Source organism: Methylobacterium sp. 88A (assembly GCF_000376345.1).
GTDB classification, from domain to species: Bacteria; Pseudomonadota; Alphaproteobacteria; order Rhizobiales; family Beijerinckiaceae; genus Methylobacterium; species Methylobacterium bullatum.
The window spans coordinates 874513-892728 of record NZ_AQVT01000001.1 but is presented as its reverse complement, the minus strand read 5'-3'; the positions used below and the strand labels follow the sequence as shown (position 1 = coordinate 892728).

Below are 18216 nucleotides of genomic sequence, written 5' to 3'. Positions count from 1 at the left end.
ACAGGCGAGGCCTCGATGACCGAATTCCTGCAGCACCTCCTCAATACCTTGGTCCTGGGGGGAACCTATGCCCTGCTCGGCATCGGGCTGACCCTGATCTTCGGGATCATGAACGTGGTGAACTTCACCCACGGGGCGCTCTACACGGTGGGCGCCTACGTCATGTACCTCGCCGTCACCGCCCTCGGGCTCGGCTTCTTCGCCGCCCTGCCGACCGCGATCCTCGGCGGCCTCGTGCTCGGCGCAATCCTCGACCTCGTGCTGCTGCGGCCGTTGCGCGGCGCGGACATGGACACGACCATGCTGGTGATGATCGGGGCCGGCATCGTCCTGCAATCGGGCACGCTCTGGCTGTTCGGCGGTGTCGCCAAATCGATCCCGACCCCTTTCCCGGATGCGCCCCTTCAACTCGGACCCGTCTCGGTGTCGTGGTTGCGGCTGTTCGTGCTGGGCGCGGCCCTCGCGCTGATCGGCCTGACCTACTGGCTCATCAACCGGACCCGCCTCGGGCTCGCCATGCGGGCCACCTTCCAGGACCACGACACCGCCTCGCTGATGGGGGTCAACGTGCGGCTCGTCTACACCGCGACTTTCGCTCTCGGCTCCAGCCTCGCGGCGGCGGCCGGTGCCCTCCTCGGGCCGGTCTACGTGGTGTTCCCGCAGATGGGCGGCATGGCCGAGTTGAAGGCTTTCGCCATCGTCATCCTGGGTGGGCTCGGCAACGTCACCGGGGCGGCCATCGGCGGCTTCATCCTGGCGCTGGCCGAGGAGCTGGGCGCCGGCTACATCTCGTCGGGCTACCGGGACGCCATGGGCTTCCTGATCATCATCGCGGTGCTGATCTTCAAGCCGACGGGCCTCTTCGCCAAGGCGGAGCGCATCGGATGACCCGGCACCTCCCCGCTCTCGCCATCCTGGCGGCGCTGGCCGCCCTGCCCTTCGCGCTGGGCCACAACCCCTACCTGCTCAACGCGCTGATCACGACGGGCATCGTCACCATCGCGGCCATGAGCCTCAACCTGTTGCTCGGCTTCACCGGGCAGCTCAGCCTCGGGCACATCGCCTTCTTCGGCATCGGCGCCTATGTCAGCGCCCTCACGAGCCTCGGCTTCGACGTGGAACTGCTCTGGGGCCTTCGCATCGTACACGAGCCCTGGCCGCCTGTGGTGGGCTTCGGCCTCGCCGTGCTGGCGACGGCCGCCTGCGGCTACCTCGTCGGGCGCCTCTCCTTCCGGGTGCGGGGCGCCTATTTCGTCATCGTGACGATCTCCTTCGCCGAAGTTGTGCGGCTCGTCGCCCTCAACTGGGTGGAGCTGACGCAGGGTCCCCTGGCGCTGACGGGCATCCCGCCGTTCAGCTTCTGGGTACCCGGCCTTGGCACGACCACCCTGCGGACGAAGCTGCAGAACTACTACCTCGTCCTCGTGGTCGGCACGCTCTGCTACGCCCTCATCGCCCGCCTCGTGCGTTCGCGCTTCGGCCGGGCCATGCGGGGCCTGAAGGAGAACGAGTCCCTGGCCCTCTCGGTGGGCATCAACGCCACCCGCACCTTGACCCTCGCGGCAGTGATCTCGGCGGCGATGGCGGGGGCGGCCGGCAGCCTCTACGCCCATTACCTACGCATCATCGACCCCGACGTGTTCCTGTTCTCCACCACGGTGACCATGGTCATCATGGTGGTGGGCGGCGGAAAGGGCACGCTGCTCGGCCCCATCGTCGGTGGCCTGATCTTCGGCCTGCTCCCCGTCGCCCTGAGGCCGGTCATGGTGCCGGAGGCGCAGTGGATGGTGTTCGGCCTCGTGCTGATCGTGATCCAGTTCGTCATGCCCCGGGGCATCGTCCCGGGCCTCGCCCGCCTCGCCATGCGCCGTCACGCGCCCGGTGGCGCACCCGCCCGGATGCCCGTGGAGGCCAGGCCATGAGCGAGATCCGCGCTCCCATGCTCTCGGTGGACCATGTCGGCGTGCGCTTCGGCGGCCTCGTCGCCATCGCCGACCTGCATTTCGACGTCCATCCCGGCGAGATCGTCAGCCTGATCGGCCCGAACGGGGCCGGCAAGACGACGGCCTTCAACGTGATGACCGGCTTCCTGAAGCCCAGCCAGGGGCAGGTCCGGTTCCGCGGCACCAGCCTCCAGGGGTTGCAGCCACATGAGATCGTCCGTCTCGGCCTGAGTCGGACGTTCCAGCGCACGAGCGTGTTCCCCGACGACACCGTGTTCGACAACGTGATGATCGGCCTGCATCGGCGGGGCCGCGCGCGGCTGGTCGATACGCTGCTCGGGCGGGACCGCGCCGGTGAGGCGGCTCTCCGGGACCGGACCCGTGAACTCCTCGACTGGGTCGGGCTCTCCGGCCGGGCCCAGGACAAGGCCGGGTCCCTGGCCTATGGCGAGCAGCGCCTCGTCGGGGTCGCGCTGGCGCTGGCCACGGAGCCCGCCATGCTGCTCCTCGACGAACCGGTTTCCGGCATGAACGCCTCCGAGACCCAGGTCTTCGTGCGCCTGATCCGCTCGATCCGCGAGCGCGGCGTCACCGTCCTCCTCGTCGAGCACGACATGCCGATGGTCATGGAGGTCTCCGACCGGATCGTGGTGCTGAATTACGGCCGCCTCATCGCCGAGGGGCCGCCGGCGGCGATCCGATCCGATCCGACCGTGATCGAAGCCTATCTCGGCCAGGGCAGTGCCGCCCGCGAAGCCGCCCAGGCCGCCAGGGAGACGATCGATGCTTGAGATCCGGGATCTCGTCTGCGGCTACGGCGCGGTGACGGCCCTGAAGGGGCTCTCGCTCAAGGTGGACGAAGGGCAGCTCGTGGCCCTGGTGGGGGCCAACGGCGCCGGCAAGTCGACGACGCTCCGGGCGGTGTCGGGGCTCATTCCGGCGCGCTCGGGCAGCATCCACTTCGCCGGCCGGGACATCACCGGCACCGACCCGCGCAAGGTGCTGGCCCAGGGCATCGCCCATTGCCCGGAGGGGCGGCGGGTCTTTCCGCAAATGAGCGTCGCGGAGAACCTCGCCATGGGCGCCTACCTGCGGCGCGATCCGGCCGGGGTGTCCGCCGATCTCGCACGCATCTACGGCGAGTTCCCGCGCCTCGCCGAGCGCAAGCACCAAGCCGCCGGCACCCTTTCGGGGGGCGAGCAGCAGATGCTGGCGATCGGCCGCGCTCTGATGTCCCGTCCCCGGCTCGTCCTGTTCGACGAGCCCTCCCTGGGCCTTGCCCCCAACATCGTCGAGCGCATGTTCGCCGTCATCCGGGCGATCTGCGACACCGGCACCACGGTCCTTCTGGTGGAGCAGAACGCCTTCGCGGCCCTGGAACTCTGCGACTATGCCTACCTCTTGGAGACCGGCCGGATTGTGCTGGCGGGAACAGGCTCGACGTTGATCGCAGATCCTCATGTGCGCCAAGCCTATCTCGGCGGCTGACAGCGGGCGCTGGGTTCACGTCTGCCGTATCGACGCGCTCGCCGGCAATGCGATCATCCCGGTCTTCGTGGCGGGCCGTCATCTCGTCCTCGTGCAGGATGGCGACGGGATCTTCGCCGCGGAACGGGCCTGCCCGCATGAGGGGGCGGATCTCGCCCTGGGCCATTGCTCCGGAGGGCGCCTGTTCTGCCCGCGGCACCTGGCATGGTTCGCGCTCGCGAACGGTGCCGTCTCGGCGGGATGGTCCTTTCGTGCTCTTCGCACCTACCCGACCCGCAAGGAGGGGGTGGATATCCAGATCCTGATCGATGCCAGTCGATGAGAGGGCCGAACAGGGCGGGCGGGTGACGAAACACTGGGTTCTGACAGGTCTCCGGCCAAGGTGATGCCGTTGCGCTGGCCGGGATTGGCTGGGCGGGTTTCGCAAAAGTGGTCATCGGTTCTGCGTCCTAAGAAGCGCTTCGGTCGCGGGAGGATCTTCATGCTCGGCCCGCCGCTGTTGACATGTTCGCCGATGTCGCCGTCCGCGACGGTTGCGGTGCCGACCACCGGACGGTCATCATGTGGCTCGGACGAACGGCCAGGGAGCCACGCCGTGCGGCTGACACATGACCTGACCGGTTCTTGGTGTAGGGTCATGTCATCTCGACCGACAAAGGGGCATCCTATGCGACTGATCCGGGCTCTCTGCTTGGGAGGCGTCATGGCTGTGAGTGGGCTTTCTCAGCAGGCATCGGCGAATGACGCGCAACGGCCCGGTTATTCCGAGGGGGCTCAGGTCGTTCGCGTCGAAGGAAGCCGAAGCCAGGTCGACCAGATCAGCGGTGTGATCTATTCCCAGATCCGATCGATGCGTGCGGTCAGACAATTGCGTATGTCGCTTCTCGTGCCACGCACCAACGACAAGAAGCCTGCGATCGTCTATTTCCCAGGTGGCGGATTTACCTCTGCCGACCATGAGAAATACTTCGAAATGCGCTCGGCATTGGCCGCGGCCGGCTTCGTCGTCGCCGCCGCCGAGTATCGCGTCGTCCCCGACAGGTTCCCGGCTCTGGTGCAGGACGGCAAGGCGGCCGTGCGCTACCTGCGGGCTCATGCGGCCGAATACGGCATCGACCCGGCCCGGATCGGCGTGCTCGGCGATTCCGCCGGCGGCTATCTCTCGCAGATGGTCGGCGTCACCGGTGGAGAGAAAGCCTTCGACAAGGGCGATCATCTCGATCAGTCCTCCGATGTGCAGGCGGCGGTGACCCTTTACGGCATCTCGAACCTTCTCAATATCGGCGAGGGATTTTCTCCGGCGGTTCAACTCATGCACCAATCGCCTGCGGTGACCGAAGCGCTCTTGGTCAACGGACCGGCCTTTCGCGACTTCGCCGGTGCTTCGATCTCGGCCGATCCTGCCAAGGCGCTGGCGGCAAGTCCCATGGGTCATCTCGGCGCCGATGAGCCGCCCTTCCTGATCATGCACGGCACTGCCGACACGCTCGTCTCGCCGGTGCAGAGCAAGCAGTTGTTCGAAGCCCTGCGGGCGAAGGGCAACAAGGCGGAGTATGTGCTGGTCGAGGGAGCGGGCCACGGCGACCTGCCCTGGTTTCAGCAGCCCGTGATCGATCGGGTCGTCGCCTGGTTCAAGGCGACGCTCGGTGGCCCCATCGCGGGAGCCGGCGGCAAGACCGATCCCAGATCCGATCTCTGACCGCCCCCGGCCGCATGGGAACCCGACCCCGCTCCCCGCGCTTGCCCTCACGAGCCGGCATTCCGCCCGGCCGAGGAGACCGCCATGTCGAGCGACACCGAGAAACATCAGGCTCTCCTGGCCGCCCTGAAAACCGCACAGGGCAAGGGTGACGGATCGTTCGAGCAGGCCGTCACGCAAGCTTTCGCGCATGTCTTCGAGCATCTCGAGCGCCTGAACGCCGTCAGCGGTCCCGATGAGGGACGCGCCCTTCATGCCGGCGAGTCCCCGACCCTGCGGTAGGTCCGCACTCATCGTGGGGAGCGAGGTTCTCAGCTGCCCGAGTCGATGACCGTGCGGACCTGTTCCAGCAATGACGGACGGATCGCCAGCGGTCCGTCGAAGGGGCGTTCATGCATCGCCACGACTCCCAGCGTGATCACCATCGCCAGACCGAAGACGGTCAATGTCATTGCCTGCGACGCGGGTCGTTCGGTGTGGATCGCGGCGATGACCAGCAGGGTCAGGGCCAGGAGCGCGAGCAGGGTCGCCCACTTGCTGTCGTCCCCCTCCACCTCGCTGAGGGCGAGCCGTTCGCTCCGGGCGGTCTGCAGGGCGAGGGTGGCGGCCAGGAGAGCGGAGTGATTGGCTCGGCCCACGACGATGTCGAAATTCGGCGCCACCACGGCCTGGAGCAGCCGGCCGAAGGCCTGATCCGCCTTCGATGATGCCTTTCCGCCATTGGCCATCGCCGGCCATTCCTCGACCACGATGGCCTCGATGTACTCCGCCAGCATCATGCGGATATCCGGTAGATCCTTCGACACGGACCGGCTCAGGTTGAACACGGCCCGCGCCTGAGCGCTCTCCGTCTGGACGACGCGGGAGGCTTGCCTCTGGCGCTCCCACGCATCGTTGGCGACGAATCCCATCAGGAGCGACAGCAGTACCGACAGGACACCCACGAAGGCGGGGGCGATCCCGGTCGCCACCGCCACGACGACGGGACGCGTCCGCTTCGTGTTGGTGAGCAGCATCAGGATCAGGCACCAGGCCGAGACGAGAAGCGCAAGGATCCCGAAGATCAGCCAGATCGGCTGGTCGAGCCAGAACGTGAGCATCATGGGTGATCCGGGCCGGTGGCGGCGGCCGTGATGAGGGCTGCGCGAGCGAGGACGCATGCGTCGTTCCAGATTGCGGACGACGATGCCCGCCGTCACCCGCAGGGGCGCACGAAGCACCGCGCGCCTTTGGAATGCAACGCAACACGCCCGGTGCCCGCGATCCGAAGGGCCACCTCATTGTGAGTGACGGGCCCACCGCGTGGCGCTCGCCCCAATTCCCTCATTCGCGTACCCCGATTCCACGCCGGCACTTGCGCTCGTACTGCGGCGTACCATCTACAGACCATCCAACGAGATGGTATGGGGATGGTTTTCGATGTCGGATACGGTTCGTGAGCTTCGTCCCAAAGCGCCCGACAGCGAGAAGCTGACCCTCAATCTCGGCTTCGTCGATCTCGGCCAGATCGACCTCCTGGTTCGGGACGGGTTCTATGCCAACCGTGCCGACTTCATCCGCACGGCCGTGCGCAATCAGCTCGACCGTCAGGGCGACGCGGTGAAGCAATCGGTCGCCCGCAAGCAGCTCAGTCTCGGGCTGTCCCACTACAGCGTCCGCGATCTCGAAGCCGCCAGGGATGCGGGGACGCCGCTGCACATTCAGGTGCTCGGCCTTGCCAGCATCGCGTTCGATGTGACGCCGGAGCTGGCCCGACAGGCCATCGCCTCGGTGCAGGTTCTCGGGGCCTTCCAGGCCAGTCCCGAAGTCAAGGCGGCCTTGGCCGACCGCATCGCCTGACCATTCGCCATGACCCGTGCGGAACGACGTTCCGTGCCGCCACCCCATCCAGGATCGTGACCATGACCGCTTTCTCGACCATCGACATGGGTGAGGTGACCCGTCTCACCCGCGCGGGCCAGTTGAGCGAGGCGATGGCCCTGCTCCAGGGACGGCCTGTTCCGTCGACACCGACCGGCCCCCACGCTGCTGCCGGGACCATCGACATGGTGGCGCCCACGATGTCCGGCGGGGCCTGGACCGCGCCCGCCACCGACCGCACGTCCGCCGATGGGGCGGCGAGCACGGCGAAAACCGCCTTCGCACGGCCGGGACTCGCGGAGACGATCCAGACCCTGCGCGAACGTTTCCCCAAGATGGGCGCGATGCCCGACCTCGGACAGGGCATCGGATCGGCGAGGGGCGCCACCGTCGCCGTGCCGGAAGGGGCGCGGTTCGAGGAGCGGAGCTTCGGCAACGAGGCGGGCAGCCGGGCCTACAAGGTCTATGTCCCCAGCGGCTACCGGGGCCAGGCCCTTCCCGTCGTCGTCATGCTGCATGGCTGCACCCAGAACCCGGACGATTTCGCCGCCGGAACCCGCATGAACGCACTCGCCGAGGAGCAGACGTTCCTCGTGGCCTATCCCGGCCAGCCGCAATCGGCCAACATGCAGAAGTGCTGGAACTGGTTCAACGCCGGTGACCAGCAGCGAGGCCGCGGCGAACCTTCGCTGATCGCCGGCATCGCCCTGGAGGTGGTGAAGGAGTTCTCCGCCGATTCGAGCCGGGTCTATGCGGCGGGCCTGTCGGCCGGCGGGGCGGCGGCGGCGATCATGGCGGCGACTTATCCGGATGTCTTCGCGGCGGTCGGCGTCCATTCCGGGCTGCCGTGCGGGGCGGCCAGCGACATGCCCTCCGCCTTCGCCGCCATGAATGGGGGCGGTACTTTCAAGGCGTCGCAGAACGGTCCGGGCGTGCCGACCATCGTCTTCCACGGGGATGCCGACAAGACGGTGAAGCCGGTCAACGGCGAACAGGTCATCGCCCTCGCGATGCCGGGCGTTTCGCTCGCGCGCACGGCGACCCAAGGGACGACCGAGGGTGGGATGGGCTTCACCCGTACGGTCCGGACGGATGCGTCCGGGCGCGCCATGCTCGAACATTGGGCGCTTCACGGCGCCGGACATGCCTGGTCCGGCGGAAGCAGCGACGGAACCTACACCGATCCGCGCGGCCCCGATGCCAGCCGGGAGATGGTGCGGTTCTTCATGACGCACGCGAACCGTTCGTCGTGACCGCTTCGACCTGCGGGGCTCTTCGGACTGCGTCGAAGGTCTTCGCAGGACCCGTCGTTCGGGAGACCGTTCCGTAGGACGGGACGAAAGAGACTCCCGGCGGGACGCTCTCGGCCGCCCGGTACTAACCGGCCTTCAGCCAGGCGCGAAGACCGAATGAGACGATCCCGAGGGCGACGATGCTGGCCGCCCAGATCGCCGCGAACCAGAGCAGACGCCGCCACAACGGCGATGGGTTTCGGCGAAACGCGGCGGGCTCCATCAATGGTACCCCGCCTCATCGACCTTTCCGCGAAAGACCCAGTACGAATAGGCGGTATAGGCCAGGATGATGGGGATCAGCACGGACGCGCCGGCCAGGAGGAAGACCTGGCTCGCATGCGGCGAGGCGGCTTCCCAGATAGTGATGCGGCCGGGCACGATATCCGGGAAGATGCTGATGCCGAGCCCGGCGAAGGAGAGCAGGAACAGACCGAGGGCCAGGAGAAACGGCGCGGTCTCGGCCCCCTTCCGCAGCAGGCGGAAGAACAGGAACGAGGCGACGGCGACCAGGATCGGCACCTGCGCCGTGAGCAGCACGTTCGGCATCGAGAACCAGCGCTCCCAGTATTGTCCCTTCAGGAACGGCGTCGCCGCGCTCACCGCCGCCACGGCCGCGATCGTCGCCGCGCCGAGCCACAGGGACAGCGAGCGGGCGCGTTCCTGCAGCGATCCTTCCGTGCGCATGACGAGCCAGGTCGCCCCCAGGAGCGCATAGCCGCAGACCAGGCCGATTCCGACGAGCACGCTGAAGGGAGACAGCCAGTCCCACCAGCCGCCGGCATAGGCACGGCCTTGGACCTCGATGCCCTGCAGCAGCGCACCGAGGGCGACGCCCTGCGCGAAGGTGGCCACCACCGATCCGCCGGTGAAGGCGATGTCCCACAGGGCCCGGTGGCCGGGGTCGCGCCACCGGAACTCGAACGCGACGCCCCGGAAGATCAGGCCCAGCAGCATGGCGATGATCGGCGCATAGAGGGCCGGCATGATCACCGCGTAGGCGAGTGGAAAGGCGGCGAACAGGCCTCCTCCGCCCAGGACCAGCCAGGTCTCGTTGCCGTCCCAGACCGGGGCCACGGAGTTCATGGCGGTGTCCCGCTCCTGCCCCGGTCGGAACGCCGGGAACAGGATTCCGAGACCGAGATCGAAGCCGTCCATCACGATATAGGCGAAGACCGCGAAGGCGATGATGAAGGCCCAGACGACGGTCAGGTCGATGCTCGCGAGCATGGCGGAATCCTCACTCGGCCGGATGGAGGGAGCGGCCGGGATCGACCGAGGGTGCGGGCGTGATGCCCGCGGTGCGGATCGGAACACCGGGCTCGATCCCGTGCTCGCCGAGATGCGGGGATTTCGCCATCAGGCGCAGGATGTAGAGGATGCCCATGCCGAACACCGCGAAATAGATCAGCACGAAGGCTACGAGAGAGGAGCCCACGGCCGGCGCCGAGAGGGGAGACGCCGATTCCGCCGTGCGCAGCAGGCCGTAGACCGTGAAGGGCTGCCGCCCCACCTCCGTGGTGATCCAGCCCGCCACCACGGCGACGAAGCCGGCCGGCCCCATGGCGATGGCGAAGCGGTGCAGGAGCGTCCATTCGTAGAGCGCCTTCCTGTAGCGCGCATACAGGCTGGAGACGCCGAGCAGCAGCATCAGCATGCCGAGGCCGATCATCACGCGGAAGGACCAGAACACCACCGGAACCGGCGGCCAGTTCTTCCGGTCCACCGTGTCGAGCCCCTTCAGCGGCTCGTTCCACCCGTGTTTGAGGATCAGCGAGGACAGTTTCGGGATGGAGATCTGGTAATCGACCCGGCCTTCCGCCTGGTTCGGCAGGCCGAACAGGATCAGCGGCGCCCCGTCCGGATGGCTCTCGTAATGCCCCTCCATCGCCATGACCTTGGCGGGCTGGTGCTCGAGGGTGTTCAGCCCATGGGCGTCGCCGGCCAGGATCTGCAGCGGCGCGACGATGGCGGCCATCCACATGGCCATCGAGAACATCGTCCGCGCCCCGAGATTGTAGCGGTCGCGCAGCAGGTGCCAGGCGCCCACCGCCCCGACCACGAGGGATGTCGTGAGGTAGGCGGCCAGCACCATGTGGACGAGACGGTATGGGAAGGAGGGATTGAAGACGATCGCCCACCAATCCTCCGGGATGAACTGGCCGGCTTCATTGATGCCGTAGCCCTGCGGCGTCTGCATCCAGGAATTCACCGACAGGATCCAGAAGGCCGAGAAGAAGGTGCCGATCGCCACCATGAGGGTGGCGAAGAAATGCAGCTTCGGCCCGACCCTGGACATGCCGAACAGCATCACGCCGAGGAAGCCGGCTTCGAGGAAGAAGGCCGAGAGCACCTCGTAGGCCATCAGCGGGCCGAGCACCGGCCCGGTCTTGTCGGAGAAGACCGACCAGTTCGTGCCGAACTGGTAGGACATGACCAGCCCGGACACGACGCCCATGGCGAAGGCAATGGCGAAAATCTTGATCCAGTATTTGAACAGATCGAGGAAGACCTGACGGCCCGTCGCCAGCCAGAGCCCCTCCAGCACTGCGAGAAAGCTGGCGAGCCCGATGGAAAACGCCGGGAACACGATGTGAAAGGCCACCGTGAAACCGAACTGGATTCTCGCGAGCAGGAGGGCGTCAACGTCCGACAGCATGTCGATCAACCTGAATGGTCGTTGGGAACGGGCAGGAAAACGACTCGGCAGCGCAGTCTCGTCGACGAACCCTGCCCCATTGCGTCGCTGCGCTCAACGCCCGGCTTCCGGCCCGGCCTTCGGCACGGCCCGGACCGCGAAGCGGCCTTCCTCGGCCTTGTTGATGTACTGGCTCGCGATGAAGAGCCCCTTGAGCGGGCGGATGATCGGCACGCAGGCCAGGAGAAGCAGAGGGAGCGTGAGCACCGCATGGATCCAGAGTGGCGGATCGTAAGTCAGTTCCAGCCAGATCCCGAAGGCGGTGACGGGAAATGCCATCGACATCATGATGAAGAAGGCGGGGCCGTCCGCCGGATCGGCGAAGCCGTAATCGAGGCCGCAGGCCTCGCATGCCGGCTTCAAGGTGATGAAGCCATCGAACAGCCGCCCCTCGCCGCAGCGCGGGCATCGGCAGCGCAGGCCAACCGACAACAGGGATCGATCCGTCGTTCCGTCCATGGTCGAGGTTCCTTGATGTTGGCTCACGTCCCGCACTCGATCGGCAGCGGCTCAGGTTTGCGGGCTACAGATTGTATGGTACAAAAATCCATACATTGCCTTACAGCTTATGGTGCTGCTGGCGGCTTATGGGCTGGGAAGCCTGCGCCTCTGTTCGATGTATGCATACAACTTTGCGTGATGTAGGGTCAATGATGGAATCGTGGAGCCCTACAATCCTGGACGAGGCCGGGCCGAAATATCTGGCCATCGTCCGGGTCCTGGCGGACGACATTCGCACCGGGCGCCTCGCCCCCGGCATGCGGCTGCCGCCGCAGCGCAGCTTGGCAAAGCATCTCGACGTCGATCTCACCACCGTCACGCGGGCGTTCAACGAAGCGCGGAGGGCCGGGCTGATCGATGCCTCGGCCGGGCGAGGCAGCTTCGTTCGCGCCGCCGCGTCGCCGCTGGCGAAGGTCAGGGCGCCGGACCCATCGGCGAGCGTCGATTTCAGCATGAACATGCCGCCCCAGCCGGCGGAGGCGCGGCTCGCCGAGCGCATGGAGGCGGGTCTGGCGCGGCTTTCCGCCTCGCCGGGCTTCCTCGACCGCATGCAGTATCAGGACAGCGCCGGCAATCTGGCGGATCGCGCGGCTGCGTCGACTTGGCTCGCTCGCCGGCTGGGTCCCGTGCCGGTCCAGCGGGTCATCGTGGCCGGCGGGGCGCAGGCCGCCCTCTCGGCCGTTCTCGCCGTGCTGCTCAGGCCCGGCGACGCGCTCTGCGTTCCCGCCCTGACCTATCCGGGCCTGCGGATGGCGGCCGAGCGACGCGGAGCCCGGTTGCTTCCCGTCGCGACCGATAGTGACGGCATCGACCCCGATTCCTTCCTCGAGCGCTGCCGGGCCGAGAGGCCGCGCGCCCTCTACCTGGTGCCGACCCTCGACAACCCGACGACGGCGACGCTCCCGCTGGCCCGTCGCGAGCGGATCGCCGAGATCGCCCGCTCCCACGGGGTCGCGATCATCGAGGACGACGCCTACGGCGCCCTGCCGCCGGACGCTCCGGCCCCGTTCGCGGCTTTGGCCGGCGACATCACCTGGCATGTGGCGACCCTGTCCAAATGCGTCACTCCGGGCTTGCGCATCGCCTATGTCGTCGTGCCTGGCACGAACGAAGCGGTCCGTGTCGCGGCCGAGCTGCGCGCCATCAGCATGATGGCCTCACCGCTGGCCGCCGCCCTCGCCTCCCACTGGATCACCCACGGAGACCTCGACGCGATCGTCGGGTCCATCAGGCGCGAGAATGGCCGCCGTCAGGTCGTGGCGCGGGAGGCGCTCGTCGGCCTTGAAGTCCACGCTCATCCCTGCGGGCACCATCTCTGGCTCCCGCTCCCGGCGCCGTGGCGGCGGGGCGAGTTCGGGGCGCATGCGCGCCAGCTCGGGGTGTCGGTGATCCAGAGCGATGCCTTCGCCGTCGGTCCGGCCCCCGACGCGATCCGCGTCTCTCTCGGCGCCGCGCCCGACAGCGAGGCCCTGCGATACGGCCTCGGCCTTCTGGCGACCCTGCTGGCACACCCGCCCGGTGCCATTTCGAGCGTCGTGTGAGGGAAGAGCGGGACCCGGCAGCCTCGATCCCCAGTGAGCGTGTCTGGTCACCCTGCATCCGGGATGAATACAGCAAAGCTTGGCATTCAGCCTCGGTAGGGTCTCCCTCGACATCGGGCGATACGATTTCACCCTCAGTTTAGAATTCCTTTAGCCTGTGTTCAGCTTTCATTTGCCAAAAGCTCCCGTTGGCATTGCCCAATGAGCCCGGCGCGCACGGCGTGCCGACTGCCGAGGGGGGATGGATGGACGTTCGCAAACCGGGAATGGCGCAATCACCGCAACCGGCCGAGGCTGATGGTCAGTCCTTGGAGCGCCCCGCCAAGGGAGGGATACCGGAGGCGGTGCGCGTGCATCTGGGGGCCGAACTGAGGGCGGTCTACGCTTGCATCGTCGCGGAAGATCAGCCGCCGGCTTTGTTGGATCTGATTGCCCGGCTCACGCACGCATCCGCCGGGCGCGGCGACGCCGCCTATGCCGCCTTCAGCGCCGATCTGCTCACGGCTCTGCCGGGTTTGAGGGCCTTCGCCCTGTCGCTCGCCATCAACCCGGCGATGGCGGACGATCTCGTGCAGGAGACGCTTCTGAGAGCCTGGCAGAACCGGCATCGGTTCGAGCCTGGCAGCAATCTGATGGCCTGGCTCTGCACCATCCTGCGAAACCACTTCTATACGGAGTGTCGCAAGCGGAAACGGGAGGTCGAGGACGCGGATGGCGCCATGGCGGCGCAGGTGGCCGCGCCGGCATCCCAGGAGGCGAGCAGCGACCTCAAGCGGGTCTGGCAGCATCTCGGCAAGCTGCCGCCGTCTCAGCGGGAGGCCCTGATTCTCGTCGCGGCGCAGGGGATGACCTACGAGGCCGCCGCGGAACTCATCGGCTGTCAGGTCGGCACGATGAAGAGCCGTGTGAGCCGCGCGCGCTCGTCCCTGGTCGGATTCCTCGGGATGGAGGTGCGCCCGAAGGCGCCCTTGGGCCAGATCGCCGCCGACAGTCTCGAACCCGCCGCCATGCAGGTCGGCCTCGGCGCCTGACATCGATAGGGCTGGACGTCGAATCGATGAGCCGCCGTCGACCGGCACTTCACCCTGAACATCATCGCTGATGTCGGCGGATACCTTTTGGCAAGGTCATACTCGCACCGGCGGATCAGCATGTCCCCCCTATGCCCGCCGCCGGGTTTCCCTCGGGCCGAACCTGATGGCCCCTGCCCCGTCCCGTCATGCGAATGATTGCGCCGGCCCACCGACGAGCCCTACCATCTCCGTGCCAGCCGCGAGGTCATGCGGTCTCGGCCCGGATGAGGTCGCCTCATGTTCGTGGACGAAGGTTGGAAGCCGCCGAGAGAACCATCGTGGGAGCCGCCAGCTCGCAAGCCTCCGCTAACCAGAGGCCAGGAGCGGGCGGTGGTCTGGATCATCGGGGTGAACGTGTTGCTCCTCTTTGTAGCACCGGTAGGCGGAGCGACCGTGATCCATGCTATCGCCGCGCTATTCGTGAGGGGCTGAGCGATGGATAGTAAGACGCAGATTTTAATCCTTGCGGTCTTGGTCGCACTTGCGATTGTTATATTTGACCGATTGCGGAACTGTGATCCAGCCTCATGCTCTTACCGAAAGGGGCCGACAGTGGCGTTGCCACGTTGATCGTGCCCGCTCGCCCGGCAGTAGCGACACGTTGTCGTCCGCAAGGGTATACCGCGGCGTACAACTCGGCGACCGTTCTTGAGGCCGTTCGTAAGGGTTAGCATCGGCATACCGATCCTCCCCCGGTTTCGCGGACACCTTTGATACGCTCCTTGCGGGCAGGGAAGGTGATTGATGGCCAAGACGAGACGTGAGTTTGCTTCGCTGCACCTTCGGTGTCACGCCAGAGTTCAAACGCGAGGCGGTGGCCCTGCCGGAGACCAGCGGCCGGCCGCCACCGCATCGTCCTCGGTGAGGAGCCGCGCCAATTCGCCCGCCTCGATCTCCGCATCCTTGGGCATGACCGACTGCCCAACTTGGAGGGTAGGCCTCTCACCGCGCTTGAGCCGCTCCACAGCCGCGAAGTGCGCCATACAGTCCCTTGGGACGCGCGAGCCTAATTGCTCCGCGATGGCCAGGGGGCGTCCTGAGGCTCAACTTCCAGTTTGCCTTCCCCGCCCATGGGGTGGCACGAAGGACCTTGGGTCCCCTGGAATCACGCTGCAGAAGTAGTATGAGCCCAGCCTCTCGCGGAGGGGGTATGACCTCAATGCCATCAATGGTTTGCACCACCGGACTGTATGACCGGCGCCTGCTAAGGCACTGATTTTCGCGCTATTTCAGCGTAGGCAATGGCTAAGAAACCTAATGGCGCGCCCTGCGGGAGTCGAACCCGCCTTTTCAGCGTGAAAGGCTGACGTCCTAACCGATAGACGAAGGGCGCTTGCTCGAGAGCGAGGGTTCTATAGGCGGCTTCTCCCGGCAGGGCAACCGGTGTTTCGCGGTGTTTCACGCTTGACGAACGGCATGGCGGTCGCTTTGTCGCTGCTCAGCATCGGCGCGGCGTTTCGATCGTGCCGTCAGACAGTGGATTACACCATGAATACGCGACGCGACGGGCCGGGCGGACCCCGCACCGGCCGCCCCGGTGGCCAACGCGACCGGTTTCGTCATGGTCCGCCCTCCTCCGGGCCGCGCGGGTCAAGCGGCGATCACGTCGTGCTCTATGGGTGGCACCCGGTGTCGCAGGCGCTGGCGAACGAGGGGCGCGGCCTGCATCGGTTGCTCGCCACCGAGAACGCCCTCGCGCGCCTGACCGAGGAGCTCGGCCAACTCCGGATCGACGCCGAACTGGTGCGCCCCAACGCGATCAACGCCCTGCTCGGGGCGGACGCCGTGCATCAGGGCCTCTATCTCGAAGCCGATCCCCTCCCCGGCCCGGATCTCGACGACCTTCCGGACGATGCGCTCCTGCTGGCGCTGGACCAGATCACCGACCCGCATAATGTCGGCGCCATCGTCCGCACCGCCGCCGCGTTCGGCGTCGCGGGCATCATCACCACGGCGCGGCATTCGCCCACCGCCACGGGCGTACTTGCCAAATCCGCCTCGGGGGGGCTCGAACACGTTCCGCTCGTGATCGTGCGCAACCTGTCCGATGCGCTCATCGATCTGGGCAAGCGCGGCTTCACCCGCATCGGTCTCGATTCGGAGGGGGAGGCCACCCTCGATTCCGTCGGGCCGAAGCGGCCTGCGGTGATCGTGCTCGGTGCCGAGGGCAAGGGACTGCGCCAGCGCACGCGGGACAATTGCGACGTCCTAGCCCGTATTCCGTTCAGCGGCGAGATCCGCAGCATCAACGTGTCGAACGCCGCCGCGATCACGCTCTATGCCCTGAGCGTGCGCGGTGATTGAGACCGAGCGACGCTGACCCCGACCGGTGGCCCTCCTCGGCGGGATCGGCGGACGCCCGCCGCCGCGTAGGCAGACGGTGATGAGGTTCACTCACCACCGTCTGGTCTGAGGCCGCGATTCAGCGCCAGAACGGTTTCACGTCGAGCAGTTCCTCGTGTGCCTTCTCCGCCGCCTTGAGCAGATCGTTGGTGCGTGCCTCACCGTCGGCGGCGGTGAGGCCGGCGGCGAACAGCGCCCGCCCGTCGATGCCGGAGGTCTCCTCGGTTTCGGCGCTCGCCAAGCTCGCGAGCACGGAATGGGCGGTGGCGAGGTCGTTGAGCGCGCCGAGATGGTCCTGCAGGTCCGAGAGGGCCGAGACGAACGCCTTGTGGTGCTTCTGCGCCTTCTTCTCCGCATAGAGCGAGGCGAAGAATTCCGCGCCGTAGCGCAGCTTCTTGGCTTCGATTCGCACCTCGTGGCGGGCCTCCGCATCGAGGCGCTGGAGATGGCGGCCGCGCTTGCGGATGCGCCGGCGGGCCTTGTCGAGCATGGCTTCGGCATGGTCGCGGGCGGAGACCGCCTCCCGCTTCGCATGGCCGCGCCACGGCCCGGTCTCGATCCAGGCGGACAGATCGAGGATCAGGCTGCGCCAGGCTTGCGATTCCAGGATCGTGAAGACGGTCCCATAGGCGCGATCCCGCTCGGCTTCGAGGCGGATTCGCAGATCGTCGAGCCCCGCCTCCTCCGGTCTCCGGGCCATCTCGTCGGCCAGGGTTTCGCTGAGGAAGACATCAAGGTTGCGGGCGTGCCCGAACGGCTCGGTTACGCGCTTGATCTCCTCGCGCAGGGTCGTGGCGGCGGGATCGCTCACGAGAATCGGCTTGAACAGGGTGAAGGCCGAGCGCAGCCGCCGCAGGGCGACGCGGATCTGGTGCAGCCCTTCCGGGTCGCGCGTCTTGAGGAAGACATCCTCGTTGAGCCGCAGATGGGTCAGGCAGGCAACGGCGATGGTGCGGAAGGCCGTGGCCGCCGAAGCGTCCCGGTCGAGCTTGACCGCTCCGGCCTTGCTCGGACGCCGCAGGCTCTCGCCGAGGATCCGGAAGCCGCGCTCGCTCTTCGACAAGACGCCGAGACGCAGGGGCACGGTCTCCGCGAGGCTCTGCGCCAGGGAGAACAGGTCCGCCGGATCGCCCTCGATCAGTTCGAGTTCGAGTTCCCAGATGGGCGCGTCGCCGACCGGCGTCTCCACCCGCCCCTGGTCGAGGGTCGCCGAAATGCGCGAGTGTCCGTGGGCGACGGCCCGGGTGGTACGCTCGATGATGGTGGTGACGACGGCGGCGAGGTCGGGCGAGGACGCGCTGGCGAGTACCTCCGGCACCGGCGTCTCCTCGAGGAGCGACAGGTCCGGTGCCGGGCCGTCCACGGCCCATTCCCATTCCGAGCGGTCGAACAGGCCGGCCGCCGAGGAGGCGGCCTTCACCGTCTGGACGTGACGCTCCCCATGCCGGCGAACCCGCAGGGTCATCCCCTTGCGGTGAAGCGCCCGGTCGGCCGTGTCGTAATAGGTGGCGGACAGGAACTCGGCCTCCGTCGGCTGCTCGACGGCAAGCAGCGGGTGGCGTGCCAGCTCCGCCAGTTCCGCGGCGCCGCAATCCAGCTTCAGCTCGACTTCCCTCGGGGTACCCATCGATCGTCCTGTTCTGTGATCCGGTATGACGGGCGCCAACGCCCGAGGACCGGGTGTGGATCATCCATGGGCTTCGATGGGCGCGCAAGCGGGCCATGTCGTTGCCCGGATGGACAAACCCGAGAATTCCCGTAGCTGAGACGGGGTGGCC

At 67.2% G+C, this 18216-nt stretch carries 18 protein-coding genes and 1 tRNA gene; 12 read left to right on the top strand and 7 right to left on the bottom strand.

Annotated features, from left to right (window positions below; genetic code table 11):
* The first annotated feature begins 15 nt into the window (after positions 1-15).
* The 7 genes from A3OM_RS0104150 to A3OM_RS0104120 all read left to right on the top strand — a co-directional run bounded on the left by A3OM_RS0104150 (position 16) and on the right by A3OM_RS0104120 (position 5412).
* The gene (locus A3OM_RS0104150) at positions 16-888 is read left to right on the top strand and encodes a branched-chain amino acid ABC transporter permease (protein WP_018042464.1); all 873 of its coding nucleotides are present in this window, start codon (positions 16-18) and stop codon (positions 886-888) included.
* The gene (locus A3OM_RS0104145; RefSeq protein WP_018042463.1) at positions 885-1922 is read left to right on the top strand and encodes a branched-chain amino acid ABC transporter permease; all 1038 of its coding nucleotides are present in this window, start codon (positions 885-887) and stop codon (positions 1920-1922) included. Before A3OM_RS0104150 ends, A3OM_RS0104145 begins: the two co-directional genes overlap by 4 nt.
* A complete protein-coding gene (locus tag A3OM_RS0104140; RefSeq protein ID WP_018042462.1) occupies positions 1919-2734 on the top strand; it encodes an ABC transporter ATP-binding protein in 816 nt (271 codons plus the stop codon). Before A3OM_RS0104145 ends, A3OM_RS0104140 begins: the two co-directional genes overlap by 4 nt.
* Positions 2727-3431, top strand: coding sequence for an ABC transporter ATP-binding protein (locus A3OM_RS0104135; RefSeq protein ID WP_018042461.1), 705 nt, complete (start codon positions 2727-2729; stop codon positions 3429-3431). The genes A3OM_RS0104140 and A3OM_RS0104135 overlap by 8 nt, the downstream gene beginning before the upstream one ends.
* A complete protein-coding gene (locus A3OM_RS0104130) occupies positions 3403-3753 on the top strand; it encodes a Rieske 2Fe-2S domain-containing protein (RefSeq protein ID WP_018042460.1) in 351 nt (116 codons plus the stop codon). Before A3OM_RS0104135 ends, A3OM_RS0104130 begins: the two co-directional genes overlap by 29 nt.
* Positions 3754-3912: 159 nt before the next feature.
* Entirely contained in the window at positions 3913-5130 is a 1218-nt protein-coding gene (locus A3OM_RS0104125; protein WP_245257756.1) for an alpha/beta hydrolase, read from the top strand.
* An 84-nt stretch (positions 5131-5214) separates the two neighbouring features.
* Entirely contained in the window at positions 5215-5412 is a 198-nt protein-coding gene (locus A3OM_RS0104120; RefSeq protein WP_018042458.1) for a hypothetical protein, read from the top strand.
* A 29-nt stretch (positions 5413-5441) separates the two neighbouring features.
* Here the strand turns inward: A3OM_RS0104120 and A3OM_RS0104115 are convergent, their stop codons facing one another.
* Positions 5442-6233: a DUF4239 domain-containing protein gene (locus tag A3OM_RS0104115; protein WP_018042457.1), complete on the bottom strand. Its 792-nt coding sequence runs from the start codon at positions 6231-6233 to the stop codon at positions 5442-5444.
* A 316-nt stretch (positions 6234-6549) separates the two neighbouring features.
* Between A3OM_RS0104115 and A3OM_RS0104110 the strand changes: the two genes are divergently transcribed.
* Complete coding sequence (locus A3OM_RS0104110; protein WP_018042456.1) at positions 6550-6969, top strand: CopG family transcriptional regulator; 420 nt, start codon at positions 6550-6552, stop codon at positions 6967-6969.
* 62 nt (positions 6970-7031) lie between these two features.
* Positions 7032-8243, top strand: coding sequence for a PHB depolymerase family esterase (locus A3OM_RS0104105; RefSeq protein ID WP_018042455.1), 1212 nt, complete (start codon positions 7032-7034; stop codon positions 8241-8243).
* 124 nt (positions 8244-8367) lie between these two features.
* Here A3OM_RS0104105 and A3OM_RS25035 read toward each other — a convergent pair whose 3' ends face one another.
* The 4 genes from A3OM_RS25035 to A3OM_RS0104085 all read right to left on the bottom strand — a co-directional run bounded on the left by A3OM_RS25035 (position 8368) and on the right by A3OM_RS0104085 (position 11439).
* On the bottom strand, positions 8368-8505 hold the full coding sequence (locus A3OM_RS25035) for a DUF2474 domain-containing protein (protein WP_081612622.1): 138 nt from the start codon (positions 8503-8505) through the stop codon (positions 8368-8370).
* A complete protein-coding gene (gene cydB / locus A3OM_RS0104095; RefSeq protein ID WP_018042453.1) occupies positions 8505-9512 on the bottom strand; it encodes a cytochrome d ubiquinol oxidase subunit II in 1008 nt (335 codons plus the stop codon). The genes A3OM_RS25035 and cydB overlap by 1 nt, the downstream gene beginning before the upstream one ends.
* Positions 9513-9522: 10 nt before the next feature.
* Complete coding sequence (locus tag A3OM_RS0104090) at positions 9523-10941, bottom strand: cytochrome ubiquinol oxidase subunit I (RefSeq protein ID WP_026175696.1); 1419 nt, start codon at positions 10939-10941, stop codon at positions 9523-9525.
* Positions 10942-11034: 93 nt separating this feature from the next.
* Positions 11035-11439, bottom strand: a complete 405-nt coding sequence (locus tag A3OM_RS0104085) for a DUF983 domain-containing protein (protein WP_018042451.1) — start codon at positions 11437-11439, stop codon at positions 11035-11037.
* A 191-nt stretch (positions 11440-11630) separates the two neighbouring features.
* Here A3OM_RS0104085 and A3OM_RS0104080 point away from each other — a divergent pair, with 191 nt between their 5' ends.
* Positions 11631-13022 carry a PLP-dependent aminotransferase family protein gene (locus A3OM_RS0104080; RefSeq protein ID WP_018042450.1) on the top strand — a complete coding sequence of 464 codons (1392 nt, stop codon included), beginning with the start codon at positions 11631-11633 and terminating at the stop codon, positions 13020-13022.
* Positions 13023-13267: 245 nt separating this feature from the next.
* Positions 13268-14053, top strand: a complete 786-nt coding sequence (locus tag A3OM_RS0104075; protein ID WP_245257755.1) for a sigma-70 family RNA polymerase sigma factor — start codon at positions 13268-13270, stop codon at positions 14051-14053.
* Positions 14054-15353: 1300 nt separating this feature from the next.
* Here A3OM_RS0104075 and A3OM_RS0104065 read toward each other — a convergent pair.
* Positions 15354-15428: transfer RNA gene (locus tag A3OM_RS0104065), tRNA-Glu, on the bottom strand.
* A 155-nt stretch (positions 15429-15583) separates the two neighbouring features.
* On the opposite strand from A3OM_RS0104065, the gene rlmB reads away from it, so the two are divergent.
* Entirely contained in the window at positions 15584-16399 is an 816-nt protein-coding gene (rlmB, locus tag A3OM_RS0104060; RefSeq protein ID WP_026175694.1) for a 23S rRNA (guanosine(2251)-2'-O)-methyltransferase RlmB, read from the top strand.
* Between the two features lie 118 nt (positions 16400-16517).
* Here rlmB and A3OM_RS0104055 read toward each other — a convergent pair whose 3' ends face one another.
* The gene (locus tag A3OM_RS0104055) at positions 16518-18065 is read right to left on the bottom strand and encodes a CYTH and CHAD domain-containing protein (protein WP_018042446.1); all 1548 of its coding nucleotides are present in this window, start codon (positions 18063-18065) and stop codon (positions 16518-16520) included.
* Positions 18066-18216 lie beyond the last annotated feature (151 nt).